Raw genomic sequence first — 20,696 nt, forward strand, 5'->3', positions numbered from 1 at the left:
GGGTCCTCGATTCGGGGTCCCCGGCTGCAGGTGTCTCCGCGCTTGGGCGTCAGCCGACCTCGGCCTCCGCTGCCACCGCGTCCGTGAGTGCCGCCCGGAGGTCTGCGGGCCGTGCGCCATGGAGATGGCTGCCGCCCGTGGTCTCGGCGATCTCGGTCAGGGCGTCGTCGTCGTCCTCGGGACCGGAGGTGGTCTCCACGGTGATGATGGCCACCGGGCGGGCGGGGTCCTGTTCCGAGCCCAGGTGCTTGAGCAGTCGATCGAGCGGCACGGACTCGTCCACGTCGTCCTCCCGCCGGCCCTTGCCGGAGGAGGTGGACCCGCGCTCGCCGTCGGAGATGAGGACCACCGCGTTGAGCTGACCGGTCATGTAGTTCTCCTGCTGGTACCTGAACGCGGCCAAGGCACTCTGGTGCAGTTCGGTGTGGCCGTCGGTCTCGGGCTCCCGCGCGGACAGACTGCTGCGGAGGGCCTCACGCTGGGTCGTGGTGATGACGGTTTCGTCCATCCCGCGTGTGGGGACCACCGATTCGTACGCTGCACCATTCGGGCCCAGGTCATCGGCAAAGACCCACAGGCCCATGGAATCCCTGCCGGGGAACGAACCCGCCGCCAGTTCCACGTCGCGGACCGCGTCGTCCCACCGTGACCGGCCGTTGGAGCTCTCGGTACGCATCGATGCCGAGGCGTCCATGACCACCAGGACGTTCATGGGGGTGGCGCTGGTGCGGTACGTCTCGGCGATCGACTCCCAGGTCTCCGGCTCCGGTTTCTGGAACCTGGCCGGGACGGTGGCGGCGTGCCGGTCCGTGGTCTCTCCCTGGGGCGTCCGGTAGTTGGCCGCGGACAGGACGCGTCGCCCGTCGTTGGATTCGAGCCAGCCCCGGATCTCGTCGGCGGCTTCGGGGAGGAACTCCTTGGCGTCGCTGCTCTCGCGCGGAATCACCAGGGGGAAGTCCAGAAAGGCAGTTCCCGACGGCGGGGTCACGGCGGTGAGCCGGTCGCCCCCGGCCTGGGCACGGCTGGTCAGGAAGGCGCGTTCGGAGACCACTGCCCGCGATCCGTTGTCACGCACGTCGGCCAGAAGTTCCGGGGCCAGGAGCACCGGGCTGTCGACTCCCTGGGTGTGGGCGCGCGGCGTCATGGCCCGCAGTGCGCTCTGTTCGGACACGACTCCCGAGTCGACGTCGTGGGCAACGCCTTGCAGGGCCGCAAAAGCACCCGCATCCACCGCAGGGTCACTCATGCGGATCGAGTCGTCCTCAAACACCTCGGTCCAACTGTCGGGGGCATCAACCTGATCCCGACCCACGACGACGGCCGGCGAACTGGCCAGGGACGGTGTGTGGATCACCACCTCGGAGTCGATCGCCGATGCGGGCAACCGGGCGGAGGAATCGGGGATCCACACCTGGTCGCCCAGCTCACCGGCCGCCGCCCGCGTGGCCGTCTGGGAGCTGGACTCCGCCACGATCTCCAACTGGATGCAGCTCTGCCCGTCCACGGGCTTGTCCTTGAGCACCTCGGCCATGGGTTGCTCCGTCACAACGACCACTGGGCGGAGCTCCTGGCACGAGTCGGGTACCGATTCCCGCCCCTCGTCACTCCGGATGACGCTCAGCAGCCCACCCCCGCCGACGGCCACTGAGACTGCGGCCACCAGGGCAGCCCAACGAAGCCCGGTCTTCTTCTTCTCCGCCTCGCGCCGGGCACGGCGGGTCTGCGAATACGGCACTGGGTCGGTTTCCTTCACGGGGGGATGAGGAACGGGACAGGCAGGAGGGGCCACCGGGGGAGTGGCCTCGTCAATCATGCGCCTACATGTACTTTACAAGTGTGACACCGGATGCGTTGGGTGTCGCATTGTGGGCGCATGTGCCGGGACGCCGCGGGGTGCCGGGGACGTCGACCCATGTGGTGGGCAGGGCGCATCCCCGGTGTCCGACACGCGGTGGGCGGAGCCACCCGCGGCCGCGTCCTGGCTTGGACTTGTCGGCCCGTTACGCGAAAATGAACGGGTGAACCAGGACCACAGCAGGCATGACGTAGCCCCCGCCGATCAAGAATCGGCGCCCGCGCAGCCGCGACGTCGTTCTCGCGGGAATGCACCCACGATCTACGACGTGGCAAAACTTGCGGGGGTTGCGCCGTCCACCGTCTCACGCGCGTTCGCCCGGCCGGGCCGGGTCTCCTACGAGACGGCGGAACGCATCCGTGAGGCCGCGGACGAACTCGGGTACCGCGCGCGGACGATCTCCCGTAACGCCGACGGCCGTGCGGGCAGCCAGATGATTGCGCTTGTGGTCACGGACATCTCCAACCCGGCCTTCTTCGACCTGATCCGCGGTGCCGAGGAGGCTGCCGCGGAAGCCGGGTACACGCTGCTGCTGGCCAACTCGCAGGAGTCCGACCGCCGTGAGCGGGAGGCCCTGGAACGCGTCCTGCCACTGGTGGACGGCGTGCTGCTGACCTCGTCGCGCATGTCCGACTCCGCGGTGCGGATGACCGCCAAGCAGAAGCCCACGATCATCATGAACCGTGCGGTTTCCGGTGTGGTGTCCGTGGTCACCGACAACCCCACGGGGACCCGACGCGCGGTGGAACACCTGGCCGCACAGGGTTGCAAGGACATCACCTACGTCGCGGGCCCGGAAGCCTCCTGGGCTGACGGCATGCGCTGGCGGGCCGTGCGGGAAGCCGGCGTGGAGCAACACCTTCGCATCCACCGCATCGGGCCGGCCTCCCCGACGGTCGCGGGTGGCCGCGTAGCCGCCCTGGCCTGGGCAGAGAACCGCACCCCGGCGGTGATCTGCTACAACGACCTGGTGGCCATGGGGTTCGTGCGCACGGTCCACGAACTCGGGCTTTCGGTTCCCGACGACGTCGCCGTGATCGGTTACGACAACATTATGTCGTTGTCCTTCCTGAGCCCCAGCATGTCGACCATCGCCGCGCCCATGCACGCCGTCGGTTCAACCGCGGCCAAGAACCTGGTCGCCATGATCAAGGGCGCGCTGCCGACGTCGAACCGTCCTCTGGTCCTGCCGACCAAACTGGTGGTCCGTCAGTCCAGCGACATCAAGGGCCGGTTCCGGGCCCCCAGCGCGGTCGGCTGAGCCGGACTCACCCGACGCTGTCGTCATTCGGCAACCGGAGGCCGATGTCCGCTCGGATGTCGTCGAACAACCGCGCGCGGAGCGTGGACAGGTCCCACGGGACGAAGGGCGACTGGGTGAGACCCAGGCGGATGCACCGCGTGGCCTCCCGGATCTGCTGGACGTAACCGGCACCGATCGAGCGGATCTCCTCGACCAGCGGTTCTCCGCCCTCCGCCCGCCGTTGCGCGGTCATGAGTTCGATCGTCGGCGGGTTGTTGAGCCGCCCGTCCACGCGGAGCCACCCCTGGGTGCCGGAGAGGGCGATCCCGGTGGTCGGGGCGCGCATCAAGGTGGCCGAAAGCTGCGCCCACCCGTGTTCGCGCTCCAGCTGGACGGCCAGGTCGTCGTCGACCCCCGTGGGCCCCAGATGCCCCACCACGCTGCGCGAACGGATCTCTCCCTGCAAGGCGTCGGACCACAGCAGCGGGTAGACGAGCATGTCCAACGTGACCCCGCCGCCGTCCTCCGGGGCGAAAAGTCTGTGGCCGCGCTCGGGCGGGATGTTGAAGCCGATCGCTCCGGTGACCCCGCGGACCGGTCCGATCGCGCCGTCGGCCACCAGGCCCATGGCGCGCCGGAACCCCGGGGTCATGGCGGTCCAGACAGCCTCCATGAGCAGGACACCCTGTGAAGCGGCCATGCGTGTGAGGTCTTCGACCTCCCGGGCCGTGACGGCCAGGGCTTTTTCGCACAACACGTGCTTGCCTGCCTTGAGCAGCACGGACACGTGGGCGTGGTGGTAACCGTGCGGGCTGGCCACGTAGACGACGTCGACCTCCGGATCGGCGGCGAGGGCCTCGATGCCGGACAGGCCGTCCTTGTCCGCGTAGGCGCGGTGGAAACCGTGCCGATCAGCGAAGTCCCGTGCCCGCTCACTGCTGCGGGAGGACACCGCGACCAACCGTGCGTCCGGCAGGCGGGCGATGTCCGGCACTACGCGCTCGGCGATCGCACCGGGACCGACGACGCCCCACCCGAGCGGTTCGGACGCCGGATCCGTGGGCTCCAGCGGGGAATCCAGGTGCGGGGCGTCGAGCCCGGCCCGGGCGAACGGGGCCAGGTGAATGTCGGACCCGGGCAGGGTGTTCTCACGTGCGAGTTCGTCGGTGGAGGCCATGCCCTCAGAATGACAGACCGGGGCCGGTTCCAGTCCGCTCCGGCGCGGACCGTCGTCATGCAAGGCGCGTCCGAGTCGTCCCTGTTGCCCACTGCGTAGGATCAGGACATGCCCAAAGTCAGTCAGGAGTACCGCGACAACCGACGCCGTGCCGTGGTGGGTGCTGCGACCGACTGCTTTCTGGCGGAGGGTTACCGGGGTGCGTCGATGCACGAGATCATCGCGGCCACGGGGCTGTCCGCGGGCGCGATCTACAACCACTTCCCGCGTGGCAAGTCCGAACTGGTGGCGGCCTGCGCCCAGACCGGGCTGGACCAGGTCTTCGAACTGGCTCAGCGTCGGGTTGCGCAGCCCTTTGACCCGGAGTCCTGGCTGGTGGGTGTGCTCGAGGAACTGGCCGCCCAACCCCGGTTGGCCCGGCTCCTGCTGATCACCTGGGGGGAGGCCGCGGTCGACGACGACGTCAATGCCGCCCTTGGCTCTCACCTGGAGGCACTGCGGAGCCTGGTGGACGAGCAGTTCGCGGGGTGGGCCGTCACGGAACTGGGGCTGAGCCGCCAGGACGCCACGCAATGGGTGGGCATGTTCTCCCAGGCGGTGCTGTCGGTCATCCAAGGGTGGGTGGTCCAGTCCCAGCTCATGCCCGGCTTCACCCACGAGCCCTACCTTGACTACGCACGCACGATCGCCGCCGTCGGGGACTGACACAGCCGGTACTCACGCGATGTCGGCACGATGACCCGACACAACGACGCCAACAAAAGACACCATCACAACGACGCCAACACAACGACGTGGAGGAGAACCCATGGAACCCGTGATTGCAGCGTGGGAGGGCCGTGAGCCTGACATCGCGCCCGATGCCTTCGTCGCCCCGAACGCCACGGTGATCGGTGATGTCCGGATCGGGGCCGGGAGCGGAGTCTTCTACGGCACGGTGATCCGCTCGGACCGCTCGCCCATTTCGCTGGGGGACGGCTCCAATCTGCAGGACAACTGCACCGTGCATTCGGACCCGGAGTTCCCGTGCACGATCGGTAACGGGGTCTCCGTGGGTCATGCCGCCGTCCTGCACGGATGCACGGTGCACGACGACGTCCTGGTCGGCATGTCCGCCACGGTCCTCAACGGCGCGGTCATCGGATCCGGCAGCCTGATCGCGGCGGGCGCCGTCGTACTGGAAGGCACCGAGATCCCTCCGGGATCCCTGGTGGCGGGCGTCCCGGCCAAGGTGCGGCGGGAACTGACGGGAGAGGAACGTGAAAAGGTCACGCTCAACGCCAGCACCTACTTGGAGCTGAGCCGCCAGCACCGGGAACTGGGCGCCTGAGCGTCCCGTCCGATTCAGGTCCGCAGGCTCAGGGGAACCGAACAACGACGACGAAACGGGTCCGCCCCATCCGCACGAGGTGTGCGGACGGGGCGGACCCGTTGATCGTGAGCCAGTACCTGCCGGTCAGCGCCGGCGGATGGATACGGCGATCTTCTGACCACCCTTGAGCACGTACTCCGCGCCGCTCACGTGAATGGTCACGGGTGCTGCCTGTCGGGAGCTGCCCTCGAGTTCCAGGACCTCGTGGTCCATGCACACCCGGATCACCTGGCCGTGGTACAGGACCGTGAAGTTCACGGATTCCAGCTGCCGGGGGAGGTGAGGCGCGAACTCCAGCCAGTCACCGCGCACTCGCAGGCCCGCATAGGCGCGGGTCACGACGTCGATGGATCCGGCCATTGCACCCATGTGGATGCCTTCGCCGGTCGTGCCGCCCTGGGTGTCGTCCATGTCCACCACCAGGGCGTCCTGGAAGGACGCCCAGGAACGGTCCGGTGCCAACCACGCCAGGACGGCCGCGTTGACCACCTTCGACAGGGAGGACCCGTGCGAGGACCGTGCGATGTAGAAGTCCACGGTGCGCTGGACGACGTCGTGGTCGATCTCGTAGCCCATGCGACCCAGTTCTTCGACCAGGCCCTCCGGACCCAGGAGGTAGACCAACATGATGGTGTCGGCCTGCTTGGACAGCTTGTAGTTGTTGGTCATGTCGCCCTCGTTCTCCAGCAGGAGATCCAGGCGGCCGATGTTGCGGTACTTCTTCTTGTAGAAGTCCCAGTCCAGTTCGTCCAGGTCGTCGTACCCGTCGTACTGGGAGATCGTGCCGTCCGAGTTGAAGGCCACGGACAACTTCTGGGACATCTCCAACCACTGGGCGGGCTCGTCGTCGGCGATGCCGAACCGGGCCTGCAGTTCTTCACGCTGGTGGTCGACCATGTCGTTGAAGATGTTGGCAGAGTGGCGGAACAACCATGCCGCCAGGACGTTCGTGTAGGCGTTGTCCTTCAACCCGCCACCGTGCTGGCCGCGGGGGCCGTCGTGGTACTCGTCGGGCCCCATGACGCCGCTGATGTGGTACCGGCCGTCCGCCTCGTCGAACTCCGTCAGGGAGGCGAACAGTCGGGTGATGCCGATGATCAGTTCCGCACCCTGGCCGGAGAGCCAGTCGATGTCACCCGTGGACTCGTAGTAGTGCCAGGCGTTGTAGGCGATGGCCAGACCCACGTGGAACTGCCGCCAGGAGTTGTCCGGGAGCCAGCGCTGCGAGTGGTGGTTGAACAGCTCGGGCGGGGTCTCCTCGCGGCCGTCGGAACCGGACTGCCAGGGGAACGCAGCACCGTTCAGACCGAATTCCTGAGCCCGGTAGTAGGCCATCGGGAGGCGGCGCCACCGGTAGGAGAGCAGCGACCGGCTGACCTGCGGTTCGTGCAGTGAGACCAGCGGGAGGATGTAGACGTCGTCCCAGAAGATGTGGCCGCGGTATCCCTCACCGTGCAACCCGCGTGCGGGGATGCCGGCGTCGCGCAGGGACAGGTGCGGGGCCAGGGTCTGTGCCGTGTGGAAGGCGTGGGTCCGCAGGGCCAGCTGGGTCAGCAGCTCTTCGGGTGCCGCGTCCGGCTGCAACTCGAGGTCGTAGCGGTCCCACAGGCGCTTCCAGGCCAGTTCGTGGCCTTCCAGCAGGCCCTTGAAGCCTCTGGGGCTGCGGTCCAGCTGGGACAGGGCGCCGTTGCGCGGGGAACCGATCGCGGCGTCGCGGCTGGTGACCACGGCGGTCGTGGTGTCGACGACCACCGGCTCGCCCTGGTGCACGCCGATCTGGTGGCGGCGGAATTCGGTGCCACCGGGGCGGATCTCACGTCGGGCACGGATCGCGGCACCGCCGTAGACCTCGGTGCGCTGGGCCGTGGCGATCTGGATCTGAGACTGGTTGGTGGTCACCAGGCTCAGCAGGGTCTCTTCCTCGTCCGGGAGCGTGGTCGACTCGTCCGTGGACAGGTGGTGAGCGTTGAGCTCCTTGTACTCCTTGACGCCGGCATTGGTCACGGCGGGATCAATGCCCGTCCGGACGTGGATGCGGCCGGTGAAGTTCAGGGCCGTGATGGTGGTCTCCTGGGCACCCAGGTGACGCAACCGCAGGGAGACCATGCGCCGCTGGACCACCTGGATCCGGGGGCGTTCCTTGCGTTCCGTCGGATCCCCGTTGAGGTCGGTCAGGATCATGCTTCTGGTCAGAACGCCCGTGCGCAGGTCGAGTTCGGTGCGTTCATCCGAGTACTCCAGGCCGCCTTCAGACAGCCAGGTGCCGCCGGAGACGCGAAGGTCGAGGTGGGTCCAGTTGGGGGCGTTGACCATGGACTCGTGTTCGATGTCGCGGCCGTTGATGTGGCTGACCACGCGGTTGAACACACCGGACAGGTAGTTGCCGGGGTAGTGGATGCCGTCGGCGGAGCGCTCGGAATGCGAACCCCGCACACCCATGTAACCGTTGGACAGGGTCAGCAGGGATTCGCGGCGGGGCTGCACGGAGGGGTCGAAACCGTCGAAGATCAGCTTCCAGGGATCTTCACGCCGGGCTCCGAGGTCCAGTTCGCTCACGTCGTTCAGCACGACGTGAGCGCCGCCGTTGTAGAGCGCCTGGCGGTCTCCGTGCCGGGCGATGCCCACGACCAGGCCGAATCCACCGGCAACTCCGGCTTCCACACCGGCCACGGCGTCTTCGACGACGACGGCCTCGACCGGGTCCACGCCGAGTTCCTTGGCGCACTGCAGGAAGGTGTCCGGAGCGGGCTTGCCGGGCAGGCCCAGCTCCGCAGCGGTGGCGCCGTCGACGATGTGGTCGAACAGGTCCCCGAGCTCGGCCCGGGCCAGCACCGTGGCCGAGTTGCGCGAAGCGGTGACCAACCCGACGGGCACATTGCCCTCACGCAGGCGTTCGATCAGCCGGACCGTTCCGTCGAACACCCGCACGCCCTGGTCCTCCAGGGCGTCGTTGAAGTAGGTGTTCTTGAGGGCCGCCTGGCCCTGGACGGTCCAGGCGCCCGGCTCGTCCTCCGCGGAGCCCTCCGGGAGTGCCGCGTTGCGTGAGGCCAGGAGCGTGCGGATCCCGTCTTCACGACGGCGCCCGTCGACGAAGTCCCGGTAGTCGGTGGCGACGTCGAACTCGGCCCGGTTCACGGGGGAGTCGTCGTCCAGCTGCTCCAGGCGAGAGTCCTGGAGCACCGCGTCGAACAGGGACTTCCAGGCGGAGGCGTGAACCGCGGCCGTGTCCGTGATGACGCCGTCCATGTCGAAGATGACGGCCCCGTAGTTGGTGCGAAGTCCGTCGGAGGGCTTCTCGGGGAGTTCGTCCGCGCGGATCTGCGGGATCGAAGCCGTGTACGGCGCGGAGGGCAGTGCGTTCAACAGGTGCTCCTGATACTTACGAGCCCCGGACCCATGCGGTGTTTCGCGGCACGCAGCCACCCACCACCTGTTGGATCGGGCGCGGCTGTGCGTCGGAATGACGGGGAAGGTCGATGCGGAGGGCATATTTTCCCCGGTTCAGGTGTCGCCACAGATTACATCACGCGCACGGGGGGCTGAGGTAGCCGGGAATCGTCAACTTTTATGGCTGCACGGGTGGGTTTCGGCGGCTCGCGATCAACCAAGGTGGTCAGGCCCTGTTCGCTCTCGTGTAAGCGCCCAAGACACTGCGTTCCGAATTCAGCAGATAGCGCTCCAACTCGAGTGCTCCCGCTTCCGGACCTTCGGCGGTGAATACGGTGAGCACCCTGCGGTTACTGGCCACGAACGGGGCGTGAAGGGCGTGTGGATCGTCAAGCGTGAGGAACACCAGACGTAGTTCGGCGGCGACGTTGCGGTACATGCGCATCAGGCGAGGGCTGTCCGACAGGGCCACGATCCCTTCGTGAAAGGCCATGTTGGCGCTCCCGATGCCGAGCCAGTCCTCAGCGGCCAAGTGCGTTTCGGCGAGGTGGAGGGCGTCCGTCATGTGCTGCACAGCCGGGTGCTCGGGTCGCGACTCGCGCATGGTGGTGCATTCCACCGTGCGTCGGCACCGATAGATGTCCACGACGTCAGCCATCGACGGCGCGGACACGGACACGCCGCGATGTGGGACGTGGGTCAGCAGGCCCTGTTCGGCCAAGGCTCGGTACGTCTCTCGGAGGGTGTTGCGTGAGACCTCGAACTGGTTGGAGAGGGCCGATTCCGACAGGCGAGATCCGGGCATGAACTCGCCGTCGATGATCCGCTGGCGCAAGAGGTCAGCCAGGGCGTCGCTGTGTGTCACATTCCGGACTCTACCGAGCCGCCCGGGCGTCGTGGCGGCCTGACGTCGCCTCCCGTAGCAGGAGGGGCAGTTGGGTGAAGCGCACCCTTGACGGTCACTTTGGATTGTTGAACAATGCGGATCAGATCGTTCTATGGTGTAGATCACATTTGCGGTGTTCCCGGAAGGATGTCCGACATGGCTGGTTCGAGAACCGAGGTCCCCGACGGTATGGACGAACGCCGTTCGTCGGAGCTCGGGAAACGGGTTTCACGCGGAGCCGTGATCGGTGCCGTCTTCTTGATGGCCACGTCGGCCATCGGCCCCGGATTCATCACTCAGACCGCAACCTTCACGGCCGGCATGGGGGCCGCGTTCGCCTTCGCCATCCTCGCTTCGGTGCTGATCGACGTCGCGGTTCAGTTGAACGTCTGGCGAATGATCACCTCCTCGGGGCGCCGTGCGGGTGACCTTGCCAACCGCGCCATTCCGTTCTCGGGGCACTTCATCGCCGTGCTGGTGGTGATGGGCGGCTTGGCGTTCAACATCGGCAACATTGCCGGGGGCGGTCTGGGACTGAATGCGCTGCTCGGGATCGACCCCAAGGTCGGTGGCCTGCTGACGGGCCTGTTGGCGATCGTGTTGTTCCTGATCAAGAAGGCCGGCCGCGTCATGGACGTGGTGTTGGTGGTTCTGGGCGTCGGCATGATCGTCATGACGGTGGTCGTCGCCGTCGTGTCCCAACCTCCCGTGGGGGAAGCGTTGAAGCAGACGATCGTTCCTGATCAGCTGAATTTCGCGACGATCACCACCATCGTGGGCGGCACGGTCGGCGGGTACATCACCTACGCCGGGGCCCACAGGTATCTCGACTCGGGTCTGGTGGGCCCCAGACATTCCCGCACGGTCATGCGCTCCGCCACCAACGGGATCGTGGTGACTGCGATCATGCGGTACGTGCTCTTCCTGGCGGTCCTGGGGGTTGTCGCATCCGGGGTCGCACTGGACGTCTCGGGTCAGGCGGCGAACCCTGCCGGGCAGGCCTTCGGCGCCGTCCTGGGCCAGGCCGGGATACGGATCTTCGGTGCAATCTTCTGGGCCGCCGCTCTGAGCTCCGTGATCGGAGCCGCCTACACCTCGGCCACCTTCCTGTCGACGTTCAGCCGGAAGGTCTCCGGGGGGTGGGCCCTGCAACTGGCCACGGTCGGATTCATCGCCGTCTCCCTGGCGGTCTACCTGGTCATCGGCACGGCGCCGGCTGCGCTGTTGGTGTTCGTCGGAGGGTTCAACGGTTTGATCCTCCCGGTGGGTCTCACGGTGTTCATGTACATCGGGTGGTTCCGCCCCGACCTGCTGGGGGTGGACCGTTATCCGAGGTGGCTGCTGATTCCCGGGACACTGGTGACGGCGCTCACCTGGTACATGGGTAGCGTGTCGGTCGGACCGATCTTCGACTTCCTGAGCACGAGCGGATGACCTGGGGGAACTCATGACCAGCATTGATCTGAACTCCGATCTGGGCGAGAACACGCACGACCGAGTGGTCAGCGACGACGAATCCATGCTCGCGATCGTGACGAGCGCGAACACGTCCTGTGGCTTCCATGCCGGCAGCCCCGAAGGGATCCGGCGAACGGTCGCAGCCGCGATTGATCGCGGTGTGAGCATCGGGGCCCATCCGAGTTATTGGGACTACGAGAACTTCGGGCGAACCGCGGTCGACGTCGACTCCGCCACGTTGCAGGCGCACGTCGAGTACCAACTGGGTGCGTTGAGCGGGCTCACCTCTGCGCTGGGCAGCCGCGTCACTTACGTCAAGCCCCACGGTGCCCTGTACAACGCCATTGCCCACGACGAGCGCCAGGCCAGGGATGTGGTGGCGGCCATCAAGTCGATCGACCCGGGCCTGGTCCTGCTGGGACTGGCTGGTGGCGTCGTGTTGCGAGTGGCCCAACGTGCCGGCCTGCAGGTGGCGGCCGAGGCATTTGCGGATCGGGCCTACCAGTCCGACGGGCAGTTGGTTTCCCGTTCACTGCCGGGTGCGGTTCTGAACGACCCGGAAGATGTGGCCACCAGGATGCTCCGCCTGGTCGAGCACGGCGTGATCCGGTCGATTGACGGTCGGGACGTCCGCGTGGAGGCGCAGTCCATCTGTGTGCACGGCGACAGCCCCGGGTCTGTGGCCATGGCTGCCGAGACGCGGCGAGTCCTGGAATCGGCCGGAGTCACCATCGCACCTTTTGCGGGGGTCTGATGCGTTTCCTACGGGCCTCGGACACAGCCCTGCTGGTCGAGGTCGAGGATCCGATGGAGGTGACGCGTCTGGGTGCCGCCTGGTCCGAGGTCCCCGGGGTCACGGAGCTGATCCCCGGAGCACAGACGGTGTTGGTGCGCTTCGACCCGTCGCGGATCAGCGCCGCTCAGCTGGTGGACGCCCTCTCGACCGCCCGAACCGGAGCGCATTCCTCGGTCGCCGGTCCCGAGGTCAGCATCCCCGTGCGGTACGACGGCGAAGACCTCGACGAGGTTGCGGATCTGCTGTCCGTCTCCGTGGACACCCTCATCGAGCGTCATCTGAACGCGCAGTGGCGTGTGGCCTTCTGCGGATTCGCCCCCGGGTTCGGGTACGCAACCTGTACTGACCCATTGTTCGACGTTCCTCGCCGTTCCTCCCCGAGAACGCGCGTTCCCGCCGGCGCCGTCGGCTTGGCCGGGCCCTTCACGAGTGTCTATCCGCGCGACAGCCCCGGTGGGTGGCAGTTGATCGGTCACACCGACGCCGTGATGTGGGACATCGACCGCGACCCGCCGGCATTGGTTGCACCGGGCACGGTCATCACGTTCGAGCAGCAACGCCCCGTCGCCGTCGTGACCAGTACACCGAATACCTCTGGACGAACGGGTGAGCTCTTCGACGGGTTGGAGGACGATCCGGTTGCTTCCGAGGTCGGTGGCCCGGCCTCGGGGTCCGGTCCAGAGGTGACGGTACGGGAGACCTGGCGGCCCGATCCCGTCCTGGCGTCACTGCGCGTCATCCACCCCGGAATACGGACCCTGATCCAGGACGGGGGACGCCCCGGTCAAGCTGCCGTGGGGGTCTCGGGTGCCGGTGCGGCCGACCGTACCGCGCTGTCCCAGGCCAACAGGGCAGTGGGAAACCTCCCAACCGCGGCGGTCCTCGAATGCACGGGGGCGGTGCACATGGAATACCGCGGCCTTCCCGGCGTGGCTGCCGTGGCAGGCGCCCAGGGGACCGGCGAACTCGTTTCATCCGATGGCACGGTCCGACCGATCCTCCAAGGAGTGCCCTTCGCGATCGACGACGGAGACGAACTGTCCTTGAGTCACCCCACGCACGGACTGCGCTATGTCATCGCGGTGAGGGGCGGTCTGCTCGCGCGTCCAGCTCTGGGCAGTGTCTCGTCGGACACGCTGGCTGGGCTCGGGCCGGGGCCGCTCGAGGCAGGGGACTGCGTCGTGGTCGGGGATCCTCGGCACGCCCCGGCCGTCGTCGAACCGCTGGGCATCACTCGAGACCTGCCACGTTCAGGGGAGACCGTGGACGTGATGATCACCCTGGGGCCGCGTGACGATTGGTTCACGCCCGAGGCCGTGGCAGCCCTCACGGCTCAGGAATGGCTGGTCGGCACCAGGTCGGATCGGGTGGGACTGCGACTTGAGGGAGCCGTTCCGCTCGACAGGCGGATCGAGGGCGAGTTGCCGAGCGAAGGCACGGTCACGGGGGCGATCCAGGTGCCGCCGGACGGGCAGCCCGTGCTGTTCCTTCCCGATCACCCTTTGACGGGCGGCTATCCGGTCATCGGCGCGGTGGTCGCGGAACACCTTGACCTGGTGGGGCAGCTGCCACCGGGGGCCCGTATCCGGTTCCGGCTCCGGCCGGAGGAAAACTTTGGAGGCTGATCATGAAGAAGATCCTGATCGCCAATCGCGGCGAGATCGCGGTTCGCGTGATCCGGGCCTGTGCGGAAGCGGGGTACACGTCCGTGGCCGTCTACGCCGACCAGGACGTCGACGCCCTGCACGTGCGGATGGCCGATGAGGCCTACGGACTGGGTGGCACCACGGCGGCCGAGACCTACGTGTCTGTTCCCTCGCTGCTCGACGTCGCTCGCAGGTGCGGCGCGGATTCGGTTCACCCCGGCTACGGTTTCCTGTCCGAGGACGCCGAGTTCGCTCGGGCCGTGGAAGAGGCCGGACTGGTATGGATCGGTCCCGGCCCGGAAACGATCGAGGCCCTAGGGGACAAGATGACGGCCCGCGGGATCGCGCGGAGCGTGGGTGCGCCATTGGCTCCGGGAACCGACCGCCCGATCGAAGACGCTGAACAGGCGATGGCCTTTGTCGAAGAACACGGGCTTCCCGTGGTCATCAAGGCCTCCCACGGTGGCGGAGGACGGGGACTGAAGGTCGTCCGCTCGGTGGACGAAGTGGCCGCCGCCTTCGAATCGGCGACCAGGGAAGCCACAGCCGCGTTCGGACGGGGGGAGTGTTTCGTCGAGCGTTTCCTCGAGAGGCCACGCCACGTGGAGGTCCAGATCCTCGGTGACGGGGACGGCGGCGTCGTTGTGGTGGGGGACAGGGACTGCTCCGTCCAGCGGCGCAATCAGAAGCTCATCGAAGAAGCCCCCGCCCCGGGGCTGACCCGGGCTCAGCGACGTGAACTACACGAGTCCGCGCGTCGCATCTGTGAGCATGTGCGGTATCGAGGAGCGGGAACCGTGGAGTACCTGCTGGCCGAGGACGGGACGCTGTCCTTCCTGGAAGTCAATACACGGTTGCAGGTCGAGCACCCCGTCACGGAGGCGGTCACGGGTACGGATCTGGTCCGAGAGCAGTTGCGCATCGCGGAAGGTCACGCGCCGTCCTTCTCGGACACCCCGGAACCCGTGGGGCATGCGTTCGAATTCCGCATCAACGCGGAGGACCCGGGGCGGGGCTTCCTGCCCAGTCCCGGCAGGGTGAATACCCTGCGTGTCCCCGGGGGACCGGGCGTGCGGTGGGATTCCGGGGTCGAGGCCGGGGACACCGTCCAGCCGGCGTTCGACTCCCTCATGGCAAAGCTGATCGTGCACGACGAGTCACGGGACGCCGCACTGGCCAGGGCGCGGCGTGCGCTGGCGGAACTCGTGATCGACGGGCCGGCCACGGTCGTCCCCTTCGCACGGTCGGTTCTGGACGCTCCGGAGTTCGGTTCTGACGATCTCAGTGTTCACACGCAGTGGATCGAGACGACGTACCTGTCGCGGGTGCAGCCCCAGATGCGACCGCATCCCGTCGTCAACCCCGGCCTGCGCCGGGTCCCGGTGGAGATCGACGGGAAGAGGGTCGTTCTGGGGCTCCCGGGGGAGTTGACCGCAGGCTTCAACGGTGCTGCTGGAGTTGCACCTGCGGAGCCGGAACCGGAACCCTCCGCCCTACGGGCGCAGTCACCCGGGACCCTGGTCCGATGGTTGGTCGACGACGGCGTTGAGGTCACGCAGGGGCAGGCCGTAGCCGTACTGGACGCCATGAAGACCGAGGCGCAAGTCCTGGCCCACCGATCCGGAACACTTCGTCACGGTGCAGACATCGGGGCGGTGGTCGGCGTCGACGACGTGTTGGCGAGCATCGAGACCTGACGGGGCGTCCTACAATGGGCGAGGCCGTCTTGACCGACCGATCGGCAGTTGCACGATCCGTGGCTGCCCCAAGGCTGAGAATCTCCGACGTCGCATCGGAGCCCAGGAGGAATCGCATGAGCCCCACGCCGTCCGCCGATGTCACCAACCTGCCGCTGTCAGAAGTCGATCCGGAGGTCGCTGCGGCGATCGGTGCGGAGGTCGGCCGTCAGCGCGGAACCCTGGAAATGATTGCCTCCGAGAACTTTGCCCCCCGCGCGGTCCTCGAAGCCCAGGGTTCGGTGCTCACTAACAAGTACGCGGAGGGCTACCCGGGTCGCCGGTACTACGGCGGGTGTGAGCACGTCGACGTCGTGGAGAACCTGGCCCGGGACCGCGCCACCGAACTCTTCGGGGCCTTCCACGCCAACGTCCAGCCGCACTCCGGCGCCCAGGCCAACAGCGCCGTGATGACCGCTCTGATGGAACCCGGCGACACCCTCATGGGTCTGTCCCTGGCCCACGGCGGGCACCTGACGCACGGGATGAAGCTCAACATCTCCGGCAAGCTCTACAACATCGCCGCGTACGAGGTCGATCCCCAGACTCACCGACTGAACATGGATCAGGTCCGCCAGGTGGCCCTCGAGAACCAGCCCAAGGTGATCGTGGCCGGTTGGTCCGCGTACTCCCGCCAGCTGGACTTCGAGGCCTTCCGCTCGATCGCGGACGAGGTCGGCGCCAAGCTGTGGGTGGACATGGCACACTTCGCGGGCCTGGTGGCCGCGGGCCTGCACCCGAACCCCGTGCCGCACTCCGACGTCGTCTCCTCGACCGTGCACAAGACCCTGGCGGGCCCTCGCTCGGGCGTGATCCTGTGCACGGAGGAGTGGAAGAAGAAGATCGACTCCAACGTGTTCCCGGGGCACCAGGGTGGCCCGCTCATGCACGCCATCGCCGGCAAGGCAGTGGCGTTCAAGATCGCGGGCAGCCCGGAGTTCAAGCAGCGCCAGGAACGCACGATCGAAGGCGCCAAGATCATCGCCGACCGCCTGACCTCCCCGGACGTCACCGAGGCGGGCGTCTCCGTGCTCACCGGCGGCACCGACGTCCACCTGGTCCTGGTCGACCTGCGCAACTCCGAACTCGACGGCAAGCAGGCGGAGGACCTGCTCCACGAGGTCGGCATCACCGTCAACCGCAACGCCGTCCCGTTCGACCCGCGGCCCCCGATGGTGACCTCCGGACTGCGGATCGGCACCCCCGCCCTGGCCACCCGCGGATTCGGCGCCAAGGAATTCGAGGAGGTGGCGGACATCATCGCCACCGCGCTCAAGCCCCAGCCCGACGTCGCAGCGCTGCGCGCCCGCGTCGACAAGCTCGCCAAGGACTTCCCGCTCTACAGCGGCCTCGAGGAGTGGTGATGACGGCAGCTGTTCTCGACGGACGGGCCACGGCGGCCGCCATCAAGTCCGAACTCCAAGAACGCGTCGCCGCACTCACGACGCAAGGGCAGGTGCCGGGTCTCGGGACGGTGCTGGTCGGCGACGACCCCGCCTCCCATTCCTACGTGGGCGGCAAGCACAAGGACTGCGCCGAGGTGGGCATCAACTCCATCCGGCGCGACCTTCCGGGAGACATCTCCCAGGAGGACCTGGAAGCGGAGATCGACGCGTTGAACGCCGATCCGGCCTGCACCGGCTACATCGTGCAACTGCCACTGCCGGATCACATCGACACCAACCGGATCCTCGAGCGCATCGACCCGGACAAGGACGCGGACGGGCTGCACCCCACCAACCTGGGCAAGCTGGTGCTCAACGTCAACGAGCCCATGGACTCGCCGCTGCCGTGCACCCCGCACGGCATCGTGGAGCTGCTGCTGCGTCACGACGTCGACCTCAAGGGAAAGCACGTCCTGGTGATCGGCCGCGGGGTCACGGTCGGGCGACCGATCGGCCTGCTGCTGACCCGCAAGGCCATCAACGCCACCGTGACCCTGGCCCACACCGGAACCCGGAACCTGCCGGAGTTGCTGGCCGTGGCCGACGTCGTGGTGGCGGCAGCGGGACAGCCGCACATGATCAGCGCGGATCAGATCAAGGACGGCGCCGTCCTCCTGGACGTGGGAGTTTCACGTGTGGAGGACCCGGAGACCGGCAAGAAAAAGCTGACGGGCGACATCTCACCCGAGGCGGCCGAACGCGCGGCGTGGATGTCGCCCAACCCCGGCGGGGTGGGCCCGATGACCCGCGCGATGCTGCTGGTCAACGTGGTCGAAGCCGCCGAGCGCGCCGTGGCCTCGGGACAGCACTAGGCCGGGCGAATCGCCCGGAAGAGGGCCGAGAGACCGTCGAGGGGCAGGGCAGCGTCCCTGCCCCTCGTGTTTCCGCGCTCGGGCCTCGGATCGCCGGGCCTGTTGCGCCCAGGGCGATCCGACGCCGCCGATTTCCACGCTTCAGACGACGTACGGGAGAATGTGCCGCATGCAGCAGATCGGATCCACTCGCAATGCCCCCACCGGGGCGCACCCCGCCGCCTCCAGCAAGGCATCCCTTTGGATCACGCTGATCGGCATGACGGCGCTGCTGGTGATCTTCGTCGTCGCACTCCTTCAGGCCGCCAACGAGAACTCCGTCCTGGGCTGGATCCTCGCGGCGATCGCCCTCGGGTGGCTGCTCATCGCGTGTTTCGTGCTCTGGATGGTGCGCAAGGCGGCCAAGTTCGGAGCACGGCAGTTCGAACACGCCCAGCAGGAGGCGGACCGGAGGTTCGGCCGCGCCCCCATGGCCGCGACGACGGCGGCCCCTGCCGCCGACCGGTCGATCCTGGACCAGAAACTCGAACATTCCTTCCAAATCATCATGGTTCAGGCGCGGGTCATCGCCGCGAACCTCCCTGCGCAGGACGGATCCACCGCCGGTGACCGTGAACAGGTCGACCGCGCACTGGACACCATTGCCGTGACCGCATCGAACGGAATGGGCATGGTCAAGGACGCCGGTGAACCCCTCACCGGCGAAGTCGTCGACGACGACACAGACCGCGCCTGACCTGGACCCGAGAGGAACCCGACCATGAACCAGCAGTCCACCGACGCGACCCGTGAGGGCGTACTGCGCGTCGCCACCGTGAACGTCAACGGCATCCGGGCAGCCTACAAACGGGGGATGGCCGACTGGCTGGAGGGGCGTGACATCGATGTTCTATGCCTCCAGGAGGTCCGTGCGCCAGACAAGGTGGCCAAGGACCTCCTGGGTGAGGACCGTTGGGAGATCCACCACCACGAGGCCGAGGCAAAGGGGCGTGCTGGCGTGCTCACGGCCGTGCGACGTGACGCCCACGGTGGCACGTTGCTTCCCGTAGAGCGTCGGGTCGGGCTGGCCGAGGGCACCAACGACTCCGGTCGCTGGATCGAGGACGACATCGCCCTGCCGGACGGGTCGAAGCTGACGATCGTGTCGACCTACGTGCACTCGGGAGAGGTCGACACCCCACGCCAGGTGGACAAGTACGCCTTCCTGGACGCCATGACGCGTCGGCTGCCGGACTTGGTGGAGCATGCCGACCACGCGCTGATCGTCGGAGACCTCAACGTGGGCCACACCGAACTGGACATCAAGAACTGGAAGGGCAACGTCAAGAACGCGGGGTTCCTGCCGGAGGAACGGGCCTACTTCGACCGGTACTTCGGTGAGTTGGGCTTCGTGGACGTCGCGCGTTCCCTGGCCGGCGAGGTACCGGGGCCCTACACCTGGTGGTCCTACCGCGGCCAGGCCTTCGACAACGACGCCGGGTGGCGGATCGATTACCACATGGCCACTCCCGCGCTGGCAGGCAAGGCCGCGACCGCCGTCGTTGACCGGGCGGCCAGCTACGACACCCGATTCTCCGACCACGCCCCGTTGGTCGTCGACTATCGCCTGTAGTAGCGGGACTCCACCCGTGAACCGGGGTGCGTGCCCCGCCCGTAATTGATCGAGGAAGAAGAAGCTCATCGTGACCGTCCCCTCCGAACGTCCCACCGGAACCCCACAGGACGCGGCAGACAACCCCGCCCGGATCAGCACGACCGCCACGCCCGCGGGGCGACCTCGCGTGCTGTCGGGAGTTCAGCCTTCGGCCGACTCCCTCCACCTGGGCAACTACGTGGGGGCGCTGCGCAACTGGGTCCGGATGCAGGACGAGAACGACTGCATCTTCTTCATTGCGGACATGCACTCGATCACCGTCCCCCAGGGCCCGGCGGAGCTGGTGAACCGGACCCGGGTGACCGCAGCCCAGTACATTGCGGCGGGCATCGACCCCGAACGCTCCACCATGCTGGTGCAGTCCCACGTCCCCGAACACGCGCAGCTGGCCTGGGTGCTCAACTGCATCACCGGGTACGGGGAGGCCGCCCGCATGACCCAGTTCAAGGACAAGTCGGCCAAGCAGGGCAACGACGCCACGACGGTCGGGCTGTTCACCTATCCCGTGCTCATGGCCGCCGACATCCTGGTGTATCAGAGCAACTTGGTACCGGTGGGGGAAGACCAGCGGCAACACCTCGAACTGACGCGCAACCTGGCGCAGCGGTTCAACACGCGCTTCGGCGAAACCTTCACGGTCCCCGAGCCCAAGATCATGCGGGAAACGGCCAAGATCTATGACCTTCAGCGGCCCACCGCCAAGATGTCCAAGTCCGCGGATTCCGGCAATGGTCTGATCCGGTTGCTGGACCCCGCCAAGAAGAACGCCAAGAAGATCAAGTCCGCCGTGACCGACGACGGCACGGAGATCCGGTTCGACCGAGGCGAGAAGCCCGGGATCGCCAATCTGCTCACGATCTACTCCGCCATGACGGACCGGCCGGTGGCCGAGATCGTCGCCGAGTACGAAGGCAAGATGTACGGCCACCTCAAGGTCGGCTTGGCCGAGGTGGTCAACGAGGCGCTGGACCCCATCCAGAAGCGAGCCCAGGAGCTGCTGGACGACCCCGCGGAACTGGACCGGATCCTGGCCCGCGGGGCCGAGAAAGGCCGGGAGATCGCCGCCGCCACCCTTGCCGAAGTCCACGAGAAGGTCGGCTTCCTGCCGCCGCAGGCCTGAGCGCCGACCGTACCGATCACCGTGGCGCCCTCGACTGCAACTTCTTCACACCCCGGAAGGTCGGAGACCTCGGGGCAGCCCAGCGACGCCGAGAGGGCTCCGGTCCTCG

Annotated in this window: 16 protein-coding genes; 12 read left to right on the plus strand and 4 right to left on the minus strand. The window is 67.4% G+C overall.

From position 1 onward, the window contains the following. Positions 1-49: 49 nt before the first annotated feature. Positions 50-1,735 carry a substrate-binding domain-containing protein gene (locus GWK18_RS06640; RefSeq protein ID WP_166834045.1) on the minus strand — a complete coding sequence of 562 codons (1,686 nt, stop codon included), beginning with the start codon at positions 1,733-1,735 and terminating at the stop codon, positions 50-52. A gap of 388 nt (positions 1,736-2,123) precedes the next feature. On the opposite strand from GWK18_RS06640, the gene GWK18_RS06645 reads away from it, so the two are divergent. Further along, positions 2,124-3,116, plus strand: coding sequence for a LacI family DNA-binding transcriptional regulator (locus tag GWK18_RS06645; RefSeq protein ID WP_348535865.1), 993 nt, complete (start codon positions 2,124-2,126; stop codon positions 3,114-3,116). A 7-nt stretch (positions 3,117-3,123) separates the two neighbouring features. Here GWK18_RS06645 and GWK18_RS06650 read toward each other — a convergent pair whose 3' ends face one another. Beyond that, entirely contained in the window at positions 3,124-4,275 is a 1,152-nt protein-coding gene (locus GWK18_RS06650) for a Gfo/Idh/MocA family oxidoreductase (protein ID WP_166834049.1), read from the minus strand. Between the two features lie 108 nt (positions 4,276-4,383). Between GWK18_RS06650 and GWK18_RS06655 the strand changes: the two genes are divergently transcribed. Together GWK18_RS06655 and GWK18_RS06660 are read left to right on the plus strand one after the other, a co-directional pair. Next, positions 4,384-4,980, plus strand: a complete 597-nt coding sequence (locus tag GWK18_RS06655) for a TetR/AcrR family transcriptional regulator (protein ID WP_166834051.1) — start codon at positions 4,384-4,386, stop codon at positions 4,978-4,980. Positions 4,981-5,083: 103 nt separating this feature from the next. Further along, positions 5,084-5,605: a gamma carbonic anhydrase family protein gene (locus GWK18_RS06660; protein WP_166834053.1), complete on the plus strand. Its 522-nt coding sequence runs from the start codon at positions 5,084-5,086 to the stop codon at positions 5,603-5,605. Between the two features lie 126 nt (positions 5,606-5,731). Here GWK18_RS06660 and GWK18_RS06665 read toward each other — a convergent pair whose 3' ends face one another. Both GWK18_RS06665 and GWK18_RS06670 read right to left on the minus strand, forming a co-directional pair. Continuing rightward, complete coding sequence (locus tag GWK18_RS06665) at positions 5,732-9,010, minus strand: beta-phosphoglucomutase family hydrolase (RefSeq protein ID WP_166834055.1); 3,279 nt, start codon at positions 9,008-9,010, stop codon at positions 5,732-5,734. A gap of 250 nt (positions 9,011-9,260) precedes the next feature. After that, a complete protein-coding gene (locus tag GWK18_RS06670) occupies positions 9,261-9,899 on the minus strand; it encodes a GntR family transcriptional regulator (protein ID WP_166834058.1) in 639 nt (212 codons plus the stop codon). A 210-nt stretch (positions 9,900-10,109) separates the two neighbouring features. Here GWK18_RS06670 and GWK18_RS06675 point away from each other — a divergent pair, with 210 nt between their 5' ends. The 9 genes from GWK18_RS06675 to trpS all read left to right on the plus strand — a co-directional run bounded on the left by GWK18_RS06675 (position 10,110) and on the right by trpS (position 20,587). After that, complete coding sequence (locus GWK18_RS06675) at positions 10,110-11,354, plus strand: NRAMP family divalent metal transporter (protein ID WP_233568870.1); 1,245 nt, start codon at positions 10,110-10,112, stop codon at positions 11,352-11,354. Between the two features lie 13 nt (positions 11,355-11,367). Beyond that, the gene (locus tag GWK18_RS06680; protein ID WP_166834060.1) at positions 11,368-12,132 is read left to right on the plus strand and encodes a 5-oxoprolinase subunit PxpA; all 765 of its coding nucleotides are present in this window, start codon (positions 11,368-11,370) and stop codon (positions 12,130-12,132) included. Then, positions 12,132-13,799 (plus strand): carboxyltransferase domain-containing protein, encoded by a 1,668-nt coding sequence (locus GWK18_RS06685; RefSeq protein WP_166834062.1) that lies wholly within the window; start codon positions 12,132-12,134, stop codon positions 13,797-13,799. Before GWK18_RS06680 ends, GWK18_RS06685 begins: the two co-directional genes overlap by 1 nt. A 2-nt stretch (positions 13,800-13,801) precedes the next feature. After that, the gene (locus tag GWK18_RS06690) at positions 13,802-15,517 is read left to right on the plus strand and encodes a biotin carboxylase N-terminal domain-containing protein (RefSeq protein WP_166834064.1); all 1,716 of its coding nucleotides are present in this window, start codon (positions 13,802-13,804) and stop codon (positions 15,515-15,517) included. A gap of 116 nt (positions 15,518-15,633) precedes the next feature. Further along, positions 15,634-16,920, plus strand: coding sequence for a serine hydroxymethyltransferase (gene glyA / locus GWK18_RS06695; protein WP_166834066.1), 1,287 nt, complete (start codon positions 15,634-15,636; stop codon positions 16,918-16,920). Continuing rightward, positions 16,920-17,813, plus strand: a complete 894-nt coding sequence (locus tag GWK18_RS06700; RefSeq protein ID WP_123826326.1) for a bifunctional methylenetetrahydrofolate dehydrogenase/methenyltetrahydrofolate cyclohydrolase — start codon at positions 16,920-16,922, stop codon at positions 17,811-17,813. Before glyA ends, GWK18_RS06700 begins: the two co-directional genes overlap by 1 nt. A gap of 169 nt (positions 17,814-17,982) precedes the next feature. Beyond that, on the plus strand, positions 17,983-18,549 hold the full coding sequence (locus GWK18_RS06705; protein ID WP_233568864.1) for a hypothetical protein: 567 nt from the start codon (positions 17,983-17,985) through the stop codon (positions 18,547-18,549). Positions 18,550-18,573: 24 nt separating this feature from the next. Then, positions 18,574-19,425: an exodeoxyribonuclease III gene (locus GWK18_RS06710; RefSeq protein ID WP_166834068.1), complete on the plus strand. Its 852-nt coding sequence runs from the start codon at positions 18,574-18,576 to the stop codon at positions 19,423-19,425. 133 nt (positions 19,426-19,558) lie between these two features. Next, positions 19,559-20,587, plus strand: a complete 1,029-nt coding sequence (gene trpS, locus GWK18_RS06715; RefSeq protein ID WP_166834093.1) for a tryptophan--tRNA ligase — start codon at positions 19,559-19,561, stop codon at positions 20,585-20,587. Positions 20,588-20,696 lie beyond the last annotated feature (109 nt).

The organism is Kocuria sp. JC486, from assembly GCF_011602805.1.
Lineage (GTDB): Bacteria > Actinomycetota > Actinomycetes > Actinomycetales > Micrococcaceae > Kocuria > Kocuria soli.